The organism is Citrobacter sp. Marseille-Q6884 (assembly GCF_945906775.1).
Lineage (GTDB): Bacteria > Pseudomonadota > Gammaproteobacteria > Enterobacterales > Enterobacteriaceae > Citrobacter.
Window position 1 is genome coordinate 216,927 of sequence record NZ_CAMDRE010000001.1, and the last position, 12,223, is coordinate 229,149.

Consider the following 12,223-nt stretch of genomic DNA (forward strand, 5'->3'; position numbering starts at 1 on the left):
GTTATAAAAATGAAAAAAGTGCTTTTAAGCGCAGCTATCTCCGCAACTCTGGGCCTGACCGCGCTGCCTTCAATGGCAAAAGATGTTGATTTACGTATGTCCTGGTGGGGAGGCAATGGCCGCCACCAGGTCACACTGAAAGCGCTGGAAGAGTTTCACAAGCAAAACCCGGATATCAACGTCAAAGCCGAATACACCGGCTGGGATGGACACTTATCTCGCCTGACCACGCAAATTGCGGGCGGTACAGAGCCAGATGTGATGCAAACCAACTGGAACTGGTTGCCGATTTTCTCGAAAAATGGCGACGGCTTTTATGACCTGAACAAAATGAAGGATGTTATCGACTTAACCCAGTTCGATGCCAAAGAGCTGCAAACCACGACGGTGAACGGCAAGCTGAACGGCATTCCGATCTCCGTGACCGCTCGCGTGTTCTACTTTAACGACGAGACCTGGAAAAAAGCGGGCGTCGAATACCCGAAAACCTGGGAAGAACTGATGGCTGCGGGCAAGGCTTTTGAAAGTAAGCTCGGCAAGCAGTACTACCCAGTGGTTCTGGAGCACCAGGATACGCTGGCGCTGCTGAACTCTTACATGACGCAGAAATACAATATTCCAGCCGTCGATGAGAAAGCGAAAAAGCTCTCTTACAGCAAAGAGCAGTGGGTCGAGTTTTTCCAGACCTACAAAAAGCTGGTCGATAGCCATGTCATGCCGGATACCAAATATTATGCCTCCTTTGGTAAGAGCAACATGTATGAGATGAAACCGTGGATCGAGGGTGAGTGGGGCGGCACCTATATGTGGAACTCGACCATTAAAAAATACTCCGACAACCTGAAGCCACCAGCCAAACTGGAACTGGGTAGCTACCCGATGATGCCAGGCGCAACGGATGCCGGTCTGTTCTTTAAACCTGCGCAGATGCTCTCCATCGGTAAATCGACGAAAAACCCGGAAGCGGCAGCTAAAGTCATTAACTTCCTGCTGAACAGCAAAGAAGGCGTTGAAACGTTGGGTCTGGAGCGCGGTGTACCGCTGAGTAAAGCGGCCGTCGAGATCCTGACGCAAAGCGGTGCCATCAAAGAAAACGATCCGTCGGTAGCCGGTTTGCGTCTGGCGCAGTCTCTGCCCGCCAAACTCTCCGTGTCGCCTTACTTTGATGACCCGCAGATCGTCGCGCAGTTCGGTACTTCCCTGCAATACATCGACTACGGTCAGAAAACCGTTGAAGAAACGGCTGCTGACTTCCAGCGTCAGGCGGAACGTATTCTGAAACGCGCCATGCGCTAAAGTAAAAAGGCCGGGTCGCGCTCGCGCTTACCCGGCCTGCAGTGTCCGTGAAAACCAGGCCGGATAAGGCGTTACGCCATTATCCGGCATTGATTCAAACGCCAATATTCCTTAACTTTTCTCCCGCCATCAGTCGACGTTCAATATGTTCCAGCGTGACGTTTTTGGTTTCAGGAATCAGCCAGAATGTGATCCCGATGAACGCGACGTTCAGCACGGTGTAAAGCCAGAAAGTACCGGCTGCGCCAATGCTGTCGAGCAGCGTCAGGAACGTGGCACCGATGATCATATTTGACACCCAGTTAGTCGTTGTCGAGCAGGTAATACCAAAGTCACGGCATTTGAGCGGCTGAATTTCGGAGCACAGGATCCATACCACTGGCGCGGCACTCATCGCATAGCCTGCAATACACATCATGGTCATTCCAACCGACAGCCAGGAAAGACCGCTGGAGGCCGTGCCGTTATCAAACTGCATCAGGCAGTAACCCAGCACCAACGTTCCCAACGCCATGACGGTAAAACCGATTTTCAGCGCCGGTTTACGCCCTGCTTTATCCACCGTAAAGACCGCAATAAACGTCGCAAACATAAAGGTTAAACCAACCACCAGCGTGGCGATCATCTGTTGCTCGGTGGTGGTAAAGCCCGCCATTTTAAAAATGCGCGGCGCGTAGTACATGATGATATTCATCCCGGTGAACTGCTGCATCGCCTGGAGCAGCATGCCCAAAAAGACCGCGCGACGCACGTTGCTGTTGGCTTTGAAAAGCGCCCATCCCCCCTGCTTGAGTTTCAGGCTTTCACGAATTTCATTCAGTTCATCACGGGCTTTTTCTGACGTGTCACGCAGCATACGCAACACCTCTTCGGCTTCAATATGCCGCCCTTTTTGTGCTAACCAGCGTGGACTGTTAGGTAAAAACACCACCAGGATAATCAGCACAACGGCGGGTAGCGCCAGCACACCCAACATGGCGCGCCAGTTGCCGGTGTAACTGAACGCCGTATCCGATAGAAAAGCCAGGACAATGCCCAGCGTCACCATCAGTTGATACATACTGATCATTTTGCCGCGCACATTTTCGCTGGCCATTTCGGAGAGATAAAGCGGAGCGGTATACGATGCAATCCCGACGGCAACACCCAGCACCACGCGGGCGAAGATCAGGATCCCGACGCTGGTCGCAAAGGCCGATCCCAGCGATCCGAGAACAAAGAGAATCGCACCGACCATCAGACTGTATTTACGCCCCAGGCGGAATGAGAGCCAGCCGTTGAAAAGCGCGCCAATCGCCGCACCGAGCATCATGCTGCTGACCACCCACTCCTGCAGACGGCTGTTCAGTGCAAAGTGATCGGTGATAAAAGGCAGCGAACCTGAAATCACCCCAATATCCAGACCAAATAACAAACCTGCGACGGCAGCTGAAACCGAGACAAACAGATTCATCCGTCGCGTGTCGCGTAGAGTGCGCGGCGCTAAAGCAGCATCATGATTAATTGAGACCATTTTTTCCTGCCTGATAATGAGTAACCCTGACAGTGAAAGTAAGGGATCCCTTATAGAAGGCGTCAGGCAGGAAACGGCAAAAACATGGATGAAACAGCTACGCTATAGCGTTATGTGATGGATATTCCAATTTTAAAATTTATCAATAAACGATCAATTAAATTTAATTCACTGATATTTAATAGTATTAAATAGAAATCATTGAACCTTGCGGCATTACATATGGATTAATTTATAGACACAATATGGATTAAAATAACAAAGGGCATAAAAAAACCCCGCCAGATGGCAGGGTTGCGTAGAGAGAATAACGAATTAACGCGCCAGCCAGCCGCCGTCTACCGCAACGGTGTAGCCATTGATGTAGTCAGATGCGCTGGATGCCAGGAACACAATTGGCCCTTTCAGATCGTCCGGCAGTCCCCAACGACCCGCCGGGATGCGATCGAGAATTTCTGCGCTGCGCTGCTCATCAGCACGCAGTTGTTGCGTGTTGTTGGTCGCCATATAGCCCGGCGCAATCGCATTGACGTTGATGTTGTGTTTGGCCCACTCGTTGGCCATCAGACGGGTTACGCCCATTACGCCGCTTTTTGATGCGGTGTAAGACGGAACGCGGATACCGCCCTGGAAGGAGAGCATGGAGGCGATGTTAATAATTTTCCCGCCGTTACCCTGGGCGATGAAATGTTTCGCCGCAGCCTGAGACATAAAGAACACGCTCTTAATGTTCAGGTTCATGACGTCGTCCCAGTCTTTTTCACTGAAGTTGATCGCATCATCACGACGGATAAGACCCGCGTTATTGACCAGAATATCAATGTGACCAAATTCTGCCACCGCACGCTCTAGCAGCGCCGGGATACCGTCAATTTGACGCAGATCGGCGGTCAGGCTTAAAAAGCGACGACCCAGTGCGGTAACGCGTTCGATGGTTTCCTTCGGCTCAACGATGTTGATACCGACGATATCACAACCTGCTTCAGCCAGACCCAGCGCCATCCCCTGACCCAGACCGGTGTCACAACCTGTCACAACGGCGACTTTACCTTTCAAAGAGAATGCATTCAAAATCATTATAAGTCCTTATTTTTTATAGTGCCCGTCACAGACAGGCAGGGTTGCCGCCCGCGACTAGCGCAGATCTTTTACTGCAACGTGGTCCATGTCATCAAAGACCTGGTTTTCGCCGACCATGCCCCAAATGAACGTATAGGCTTTTGTGCCCACGCCAGAGTGGATCGACCAACTTGGAGAAATCACCGCCTGCTCGTTGTGCATCACAATATGACGCGTTTCCTGAGGCTGACCCATCATATGGAAGACACATGTGTCTTCTTCCATGTTGAAGTAGAAATACACTTCCATGCGGCGTTCATGGGTATGGCACGGCATGGTATTCCACAGATTACCCGGCGCCAGCTCTGTCAGCCCCATGCTCAACTGGCAGGTTTCCAGTACGTCCGGCACGAAGTATTTGTTGATGGTACGGCGGTTGCTGGTGAGGTCATCACCCAGGGTCACAGGCGCAACGTCTGCTGGCGTCACTTTTTTGGTTGGATAAGTGGTGTGTGCGGGTGCGCAGTTGTAGTAGAACTTGGCCGGTTTTGCCGCATCGATGCTGGCAAAAACCACTTCTTTCGCGCCTTTACCGACATACAGCGCATCGCGATGACCAATCTCATAGCACTGTCCGTCTACGGTAATGGTGCCAGGGCCACCGATATTGATCACGCCTAACTCGCGACGCTCCAGGAAGTAAGAGACGCCCAGCTGTTTGCCGACTTCACCGCCCACGGATACGGTACTGGCCACTGGCATAATGCCGCCCACAATAATACGGTCGATGTGGCTGTAAACCATGGTGTATTCGTCGGCAACAAACACTTCTTCTACCAAAAATTCATTACGCAGCGCCTGAGTGTCCAGGGTTTTAGCATGCGCACTGTGGATACTTTGTCTTACGTCCACATTTACCTCCAGTGATAAATTGACCGTGAATGCTTAAACGGATTACAAAACACCGTTCCGTTTTACCTAATGCGTTAATGATATCCCTCCCGGAACGTGTTTTCAATTACAACTAAAACGTTGTTTCACTTTTTCTGCATCTTATTATCAAAAATGCAGTTGCGATCACGCTAGCGACGATAAATAACGAGAACACATCCGATTAATGCAAATAAAATTCATATAAAACATTAAGATAGAAAAACAACAAAAAACGTAGCTCATTAGAGGTAGAGATAACGCGTTGAAAAAACAGCGGGGTTAAAGACGGACTGACACATCTTATCTTACAAAGTGCGTTATCAATCACACACAATGAAACATTGTTTTGATAAATTAATACCTGTTTTTTAAATCATTCATAAATCTGGGTACTGGCGCAGAGCGTTCACCTCCTGCGCACGGTAAAAGGAGTGCATTATGGCTAAAGGCATGCGGGTCAAACTGAACTATGAAGTCAGTCGCGATCCGGATACAGGCGTGGAAGTCACCCGGCTGACCCCACCGGAAGTCACCTGTCATCGAAACTATTTCTATCAGAAATGCTTCTTTAATGATGGCAGCCATCTGCTGTTTGCTGGGGAGTTTGATGGTCACTGGAACTACTATTTACTGGATCTCGCCAAAGCCGAAGCTGTTCAGCTTACCGAAGGTGCGGGCGATAATACCTTCGGCGGTTTTTTATCCCCGGACGATAGCGCTCTCTATTATGTAAAAAATGACCGTACCTTACTGGAAGTCAATCTAAAAACGCTGGCGGAACGCGAAGTGTATCGCGTGGCGGATGACTGGGTGGGATACGGCACCTGGGTGGCGAACAGCGACTGCACAAAACTGGTCGGTATCGAAATCGCCAAAAGCGACTGGACCCCGCTGAATAGCTGGCAGCTTTTCCACGACTTCTTCCATAAAAACCCGCACTGCCGGTTGCTGCGTGTCGATTTACAGACCGGCGAAAGCGCGGTGATTCACGAAGAGAAAAACTGGTTAGGTCACCCCATTTACCGTCCGTTCGACGATAACACCGTCGCCTTCTGTCACGAAGGGCCGCACGATCTTATTGATGCGCGGATGTGGCTGGTCAATGAAGATGGCAGCCATGTGCGCAAAGTGAAAGATCATGCGGAAGGTGAAAGCTGCACACATGAATTCTGGGTGCCCAACGGCTCTGCGCTGGTGTATGTCTCTTATCTGAAAGGTCAGCAAGGGCGTACCATCTCCAGCTTTAACCCGGACACCGGCGTAAACGAAGCCGTCATGTTGATGCCAGCCTGTTCACATTTAATGAGCAATTTTGATGGCAGCCTGCTGGTCGGTGATGGCTCCGGCACACCGGTGGATGTGAAAGATACCGGTGGTTACACCATCGATAACGATCCGTATCTGTACGGGTTTGATGTAGCGAAGAAAAGTTGTTTCCGTATCGCTCGCCATGATACCTCATGGGCGACGGTGGCAAACAGCCGTCAGGTAACCCATCCGCATCCGTCATTTACACCTGACGATCGTGCGGTGCTGTTTAGTTCAGATAAAGACGGTAAACCGGCGCTTTATATTGCAAAGCTGCCTGAACAACCGGAACTGTTTCAACTGTAGTCCCCGTAAGTGTAATGCCCTGTATTTGAGTTAGTGTTTCTGTTACTGGTCTTGCCCTCCTTACGGAGGGCTTTTTTTATTCCTGGTGAACGTCTGAGTGCTGAATAATAAGCAGCAAAAAACCCCGGCTAACTGCTCCGGGGTATTTCGATAAGGGAGATGCTTTTATTTAGAAGCTATAAGCAACGCCGACACGATAACGGGTTTGACGCTCATCGGTTTTTTGCACGCCGACATTACCCACTTCAACATACGGTGCCCAGTTTTTATCCCACTTATACGCTAACTTGGCATTATATTCATTGGAATAAGGTTTATTATTGTTACGGCTGAAGCCTTCAGAGCTTCGCGCATAAACATAGTTCAGCTCAGTACGCCAGTCACCCAATACGAAGCCTACCCAGGCATCACCACGGTTAACTTTGTCATCTTTTTTGTCCGGGTTTGAAGGATAACGCGTATATTCATAACGATAACGCGTGGCTACGTAGAAACCATTATCAAAGCTATATTGCAGGTGCAGGTTAGGTTTGTAGATGGTACGGCTATCATTGCTTTCAAGCGTAAGACCCGGTGTAACCGCAATATTGCTGGTTGCTTTCCAGCGCCAGTTAATTGAATCTTCATGACCATTACCGACCACATCAGCAAAAGGCTGGTCGGCTTTATCACCGCCTGATTTCCATTTTGCTTCCACGGTAAAACCTAAACCATTTTCAAAACGATGTGACACGGACACACGGTCAGCATTCGCTCCGCTATCAATATATTCATGACGTAAGTCTACGGTTACCGCTTGCGCGGCAAAGGATGCACCAATTAAAGACGCGAGTACCAGAGTTTTTTTAAACATTTGCTATCCTCAAATTAAAATGATGTTTCTTTTTTATGGAATTGCATTTTATTTTTTTAACACCGATATTTTAGTGATCATGATCGTAAATATTTGTTTCAAAAAAAATGGACACTCACGCCGTGATGAATATCAAATAAAATTCGCGATAACGTTCAAAAAAGAGGATAAGGTTCACATTTCATTTTAATTAAAACGCATGGAGAGTAGACCTGTAATGAAAACAAATCATAAAAAACAATGAGTTAAACAATAACGCGCAATAGTGACTACGGTTACCTTAATCATGGTAATAATATTATTGGTTATATAGTTAAGATGAAGAGAAAGAATGACTGGCGAGAGAGTCCGTCAGAATGTTTCAGAGTGAATTTTACTTATTTCAGGATATAACACAGATGCGCTGCCACCTGATTCGCGTCAGCGCAGTGAAAAAATCTCGAGAAGGGAGAAGCCGTTAAGCGGTTTAATCGCGTTCGATAGCCAATGCAACACCCTGGCCGCCGCCGATGCACAACGTCGCCAGACCTTTGCGCGCCTGACGTTTAACCATCTCATGTACCAGTGAAACCAGAATACGGCACCCGGATGCGCCAATGGGGTGACCCAGCGCGATGGCTCCGCCATTGACATTGACCCGACGTTCGTCCCATTCCAGTACTTTTCCCACCGAGAGCGCCTGCGCGGCGAAAGCCTCATTGGCCTCGATCAGATCAACATCCGCCAGTTGCCAGCCGACCCGTTCAAGGCAGCGGCGGGTGGCGTAGACAGGCGCAATCCCCATCAATGCGGGATCAACCCCGACGCTGGCAAAAGCGCGAATGCGTGCCAGCACCGGCAAATTCAGCGCCTGCGCCTTGGCTTCACTCATCATCATGACCGCAGCCGCGCCATCGTTGATGGACGACGCGTTGCCCGCCGTGACCGATCCCAGGCGATCAAACGTGGGATCCAGACGCGCCAGCCCTTCAGCGCTGGCGTCCGTTCTTGGCTGTTCATCGGTATCGACGATGAAAGGTTGTCCGTTACGCTGGGTAATAACCGGTACAATCTCATCTTTAAACCGTCCGGCGTCGATCGCCATGCGCGCTTTATGCTGAGAGCGCAGCGCGTAGGCATCCTGCAGTTCACGGCTAATACCGTATTCCCGCGCCAGGTTTTCGGCGGTGACGCCCATATGATAATCGTTGAAAGCATCCCACAAGCCGTCATGCACCAGACTGTCCACCAGCTGGCTATTACCGAGTTGCGCCCCGGTACGGCTGTCGGTGAGGACGTGCGGTGCGCGGCTCATGTTCTCTTGCCCACCCGCTATCACAATATCCGCTTCACCACACTGGATAGCCTGTGTCGCCAGATGCAGCGCTTTCAGACCAGAACCACACACATCGTTAATCGTGATAGCAGAAACGGTATTGGGTAATCCCCCATTGATGGCGGACTGGCGCGCCGGGTTTTGTCCTGCACCCGCCGTGAGAACCTGACCGAGGATCACTTCATCAATAGCGTGGATGTCCACTCCTGTCCGCTCCATTAACGCTTTGACCACCATACTGCCTAACTCAACGGCAGAGTGACGCGCCAGCGTTCCCTGGAAGCAGCCAATCGGTGTCCTTAACGCCCCCACTATCACAACCTCTTTCATCACCACCTCTGCGCAAAATAACATCGCAATAGTAGATGATTGTTAAAAATAGTTATCATGGTTGTTTAAAAATGGTGATTTTTATCACAAAGGAAATGGGGATCACCGGACCGTCCGCACACCGCTGCCCTGACGTAAATGGTCACGAAGCCAGCTTCCCGCCACGCCAGGCGGCGATTTCTTATTCCACAGCAGATCGATAGAGATAGCCCTTGGCCAGCCGGGCATCTGCAACTGCACCAGCGGTTTTTCTGCCGCAAACTCTTCCACCAGCGCACAAGGTAGCGCACACCAGCCAAATCCCTGAACCGCCATACTGAGCAATAACAAATAGTTAGGAGCAGACCACACGGGTCCACGCGCCACGTTCGTGCTGCTCTCCAGATAGGTATTCAGGCGCAATTCACGCCAGGTATGTAGCTGCTCCCATTGCAGTTTTTCCTGCATCGCCAGCGGATGCGAGGCGGCAACGTACAGTCCCATCCAGCTTTGCATTGGCAGACGGGTGACGCCCATGTCCGTGGGATAATCCTCTCGCGCCTCAATTAACCCAACCTGCGCGCGCCCCTTTTGCAGCAGATCGATCACATCCTCGTCTTCGCCGATCAGGCATTCAAACTCGGTGTGCGGAAACTGTCGGTCAAACTGCACCATCAATTCTTCCAGTACATCCGGGTGCAGCGTGTCCGAAAGCACGAACGTCAGGCGCGCTTCCGTTTCGCCCGACAGTGAAATCGCGGCTTCGTCCAGGCGATCGCTCGCCGACAAAATCGCCTGAACGTAGCCAAGCACCCGCTTGCCTTGTTCGGTCAGCGTCGGCTGGCGCGAGGAACGGTCAAACAGTGCAAAACCCAGATCGGCTTCCAGATGTGCAATCGCCGTGCTGATCGTGGACTGGCTTTTACGCAGCCGCCGCGCCGCTGCCGAAAATGAACCACAGGAAACGGTCTCGACAAATGCCGTTAATGCTTCAGGAGAGTAACGCATGAACTATCTACTTTATCGATGGATACTATCTTTTAGATATCACATAAAACGATAAAATTTCCACCATTCCGTTATCCGGGCATCAAAGAAGGTTTTTACGTTATGCAACACGATACAGTCCAACGTCGCTCGTTAGTGGAGCGCATTTTTCACGCCGTCTGTTTTGAGGGCATTGCCACCGCGATCCTCGCCCCCACCACCGCCTGGCTGATGCAGCGTTCGGTGCTGGAAATGGGCGGATTGACCGTACTTCTGGCCACCACGGCGATGATCTGGAATATCATTTATAACGCCCTGTTTGACCGCCTGTGGCCATCACACCTGGTGAAACGTACGGCAAAGGTACGTGCATTTCACGCCTTAGGGTTCGAAAGTGGTTTTATTGTTATTGGGGTCAGCATCGTGGCGTACGTCCTGAACGTCAGCCTGCTTCAGGCGTTCACGCTGGAGATCGGCTTCTTCCTGTTCTTCCTGCCGTACACCATGTTCTATAACTGGGCTTATGACACATTACGCGCACGGATGGTGAAACGTCGCCAGCAGCGCGTTACTGCCTGATAATTCAGTGAATAGTCGGAATTTTCTCGATTCCGGCTATTCAACTCGCCACTCGCTCCCTTGTTCACGCCTCCCCCAGCCCCTCTCATTTGTGGTAAATTGCGCTTCTTTTTGTTTATTTTATAGTTGATACGTTCACATAATGTCGAAAATTTGGTCAAAAGAAGAGACTCTCTGGAGCTTCGCGTTATATGGTACTGCCGTCGGCGCAGGAACCCTTTTTCTCCCCATACAGCTGGGTTCTGCGGGGGCTGTCGTTCTGTTCATCACCGCTCTCGTCGCCTGGCCGTTAACCTACTGGCCGCATAAGGCGCTGTGCCAGTTTATTCTGTCATCGAAAACCTCTGCAGGCGAAGGCATCACCGGTGCGGTTACGCACTACTACGGCAAGAAGATAGGTAACCTGATTACCACGCTCTATTTTATTGCCTTCTTTGTGGTGGTGCTGATCTACGCCGTGGCGATTACCAACTCGCTCACCGAGCAACTGGCAAAACATCTCACTGTGGATCTGCGTGTCCGCATGCTTGTCAGTCTGGGTGTGGTGCTGGTGCTGAACCTGATCTTTTTGATGGGGCGACAAGCGACCATCCGGGTCATGGGTTTTCTGGTCTTCCCGCTTATCGCTTACTTTTTATTTCTTTCGCTCTACCTGACCGGAAGCTGGCAGCCGACGTTACTGACCGGCCAGATGTCTTTCGATCAGCACACGCTTCACCAGGTATGGATCTCTATCCCCGTGATGGTTTTCGCTTTTAGCCATACGCCAATTATCTCCACGTTTGCCATCGACAGACGCGAGAAATACGGCGAGCAGGCCATGGGTAAATGCAAAAAAATCATGAAGGTCGCCTACGTCATCATTTGCCTGAGCGTGCTGTTTTTCGTCTTCAGCTGTCTGCTTTCAATTCCGGTGAATTACATCGATGATGCGAAAAACGAGGGCGTGACCATTCTGTCGGCGCTGTCGATGATGCCAAATGCCCCGGCGTGGCTGTCGATTTCCGGGATTATCGTGGCCGTTGTGGCGATGTCAAAATCGTTCCTGGGGACTTACTTTGGTGTGATTGAAGGCGCGACGGAGGTGGTCAGAACATCGCTGCTCCAGGTCGGTATCAAGAAAAGCCGGGCCTTTAACCGCGCGCTGTCCATCATGCTGGTTTCTGCCATCACGTTTATCATTTGCTGCATTAACCCTAATGCTATTTCAATGATTTACGCGATCAGCGGACCGCTTATCGCCATGATTTTGTTCATCATGCCAACGCTGTCCACTTACTTGATTCCGGCGCTGAAACCGTACCGTTCAGTGGGCAATCTGCTTACCCTGATTGTCGGGCTGCTCTGCGTTTCCGTGATGTTTTTTGGCTAGAACGTCTCTTCAACGGCTCATTCCCTGGTACGAGGATGAGCCGTTTTCCTGCTTTATTTGATATACGAATCCAGCACTTTCAGGACCACATCCAGATCCTCTTCGCGCTTTATTTCATCGCCCTGATGCACAATATGCTCGGTCAGATGCCCTTTAATCACTTCACGCATTAAGCCGTTTACGGCACCACGAATCGCCGCAATCTGCTGTAACACGGCCGCACATTCATGCGGTTCATCAAGCATGGTTTTCAACGCCGCTACCTGTCCCTGAATCTTACTGGCACGGGCTTTGAGTTTTTGTTTGTCGCGGATCGTATGTGACATAGCTAAATCCCAGCTGCATAAATCATGATTAACTATACCTTGCCGATCTACTGGGGGGTAGTATTTG

The 12,223-nt window shown here is 50.5% G+C and carries 11 protein-coding genes; 4 read left to right on the forward strand and 7 right to left on the reverse strand.

Annotated features, from left to right (window positions below; genetic code table 11):
- Positions 1 to 9: 9 nt before the first annotated feature.
- Positions 10 to 1,296 (forward strand): ABC transporter substrate-binding protein, encoded by a 1,287-nt coding sequence (locus tag N7268_RS01030; RefSeq protein ID WP_260861495.1) that lies wholly within the window; start codon positions 10 to 12, stop codon positions 1,294 to 1,296.
- Positions 1,297 to 1,390: 94 nt separating this feature from the next.
- Here the strand turns inward: N7268_RS01030 and N7268_RS01035 are convergent, their stop codons facing one another.
- From N7268_RS01035 to kduI, 3 genes are all read right to left on the reverse strand, one after another.
- On the reverse strand, positions 1,391 to 2,809 hold the full coding sequence (locus N7268_RS01035; RefSeq protein ID WP_260861496.1) for a sugar porter family MFS transporter: 1,419 nt from the start codon (positions 2,807 to 2,809) through the stop codon (positions 1,391 to 1,393).
- Between the two features lie 315 nt (positions 2,810 to 3,124).
- The gene (kduD, locus tag N7268_RS01040) at positions 3,125 to 3,886 is read right to left on the reverse strand and encodes a 2-dehydro-3-deoxy-D-gluconate 5-dehydrogenase KduD (RefSeq protein WP_260861497.1); all 762 of its coding nucleotides are present in this window, start codon (positions 3,884 to 3,886) and stop codon (positions 3,125 to 3,127) included.
- 57 nt (positions 3,887 to 3,943) lie between these two features.
- Positions 3,944 to 4,780, reverse strand: coding sequence for a 5-dehydro-4-deoxy-D-glucuronate isomerase (gene kduI, locus N7268_RS01045; protein WP_260861498.1), 837 nt, complete (start codon positions 4,778 to 4,780; stop codon positions 3,944 to 3,946).
- Between the two features lie 459 nt (positions 4,781 to 5,239).
- On the opposite strand from kduI, the gene N7268_RS01050 reads away from it, so the two are divergent.
- On the forward strand, positions 5,240 to 6,415 hold the full coding sequence (locus tag N7268_RS01050) for an oligogalacturonate lyase family protein (RefSeq protein ID WP_260861499.1): 1,176 nt from the start codon (positions 5,240 to 5,242) through the stop codon (positions 6,413 to 6,415).
- 169 nt (positions 6,416 to 6,584) lie between these two features.
- Here the strand turns inward: N7268_RS01050 and N7268_RS01055 are convergent, their stop codons facing one another.
- The 3 genes from N7268_RS01055 to N7268_RS01065 all read right to left on the reverse strand — a co-directional run bounded on the left by N7268_RS01055 (position 6,585) and on the right by N7268_RS01065 (position 9,900).
- Positions 6,585 to 7,268, reverse strand: a complete 684-nt coding sequence (locus N7268_RS01055; protein WP_260861500.1) for an oligogalacturonate-specific porin KdgM family protein — start codon at positions 7,266 to 7,268, stop codon at positions 6,585 to 6,587.
- Positions 7,269 to 7,734: 466 nt separating this feature from the next.
- Positions 7,735 to 8,913: an acetyl-CoA C-acetyltransferase gene (locus tag N7268_RS01060; protein WP_198905967.1), complete on the reverse strand. Its 1,179-nt coding sequence runs from the start codon at positions 8,911 to 8,913 to the stop codon at positions 7,735 to 7,737.
- Between the two features lie 102 nt (positions 8,914 to 9,015).
- Positions 9,016 to 9,900, reverse strand: coding sequence for a LysR family transcriptional regulator (locus N7268_RS01065; RefSeq protein WP_260861501.1), 885 nt, complete (start codon positions 9,898 to 9,900; stop codon positions 9,016 to 9,018).
- Between the two features lie 102 nt (positions 9,901 to 10,002).
- On the opposite strand from N7268_RS01065, the gene N7268_RS01070 reads away from it, so the two are divergent.
- Both N7268_RS01070 and N7268_RS01075 read left to right on the forward strand, forming a co-directional pair.
- Positions 10,003 to 10,458 carry a multidrug/biocide efflux PACE transporter gene (locus tag N7268_RS01070; protein ID WP_260861502.1) on the forward strand — a complete coding sequence of 152 codons (456 nt, stop codon included), beginning with the start codon at positions 10,003 to 10,005 and terminating at the stop codon, positions 10,456 to 10,458.
- A 142-nt stretch (positions 10,459 to 10,600) separates the two neighbouring features.
- Positions 10,601 to 11,830, forward strand: a complete 1,230-nt coding sequence (locus tag N7268_RS01075; protein ID WP_260861503.1) for an amino acid permease — start codon at positions 10,601 to 10,603, stop codon at positions 11,828 to 11,830.
- A 53-nt stretch (positions 11,831 to 11,883) separates the two neighbouring features.
- On the opposite strand, the gene rcnR is transcribed toward N7268_RS01075, so the two are convergent.
- Complete coding sequence (rcnR, locus tag N7268_RS01080) at positions 11,884 to 12,156, reverse strand: Ni(II)/Co(II)-binding transcriptional repressor RcnR (protein WP_016154292.1); 273 nt, start codon at positions 12,154 to 12,156, stop codon at positions 11,884 to 11,886.
- Between the last annotated feature and the right edge of the window lie 67 nt (positions 12,157 to 12,223).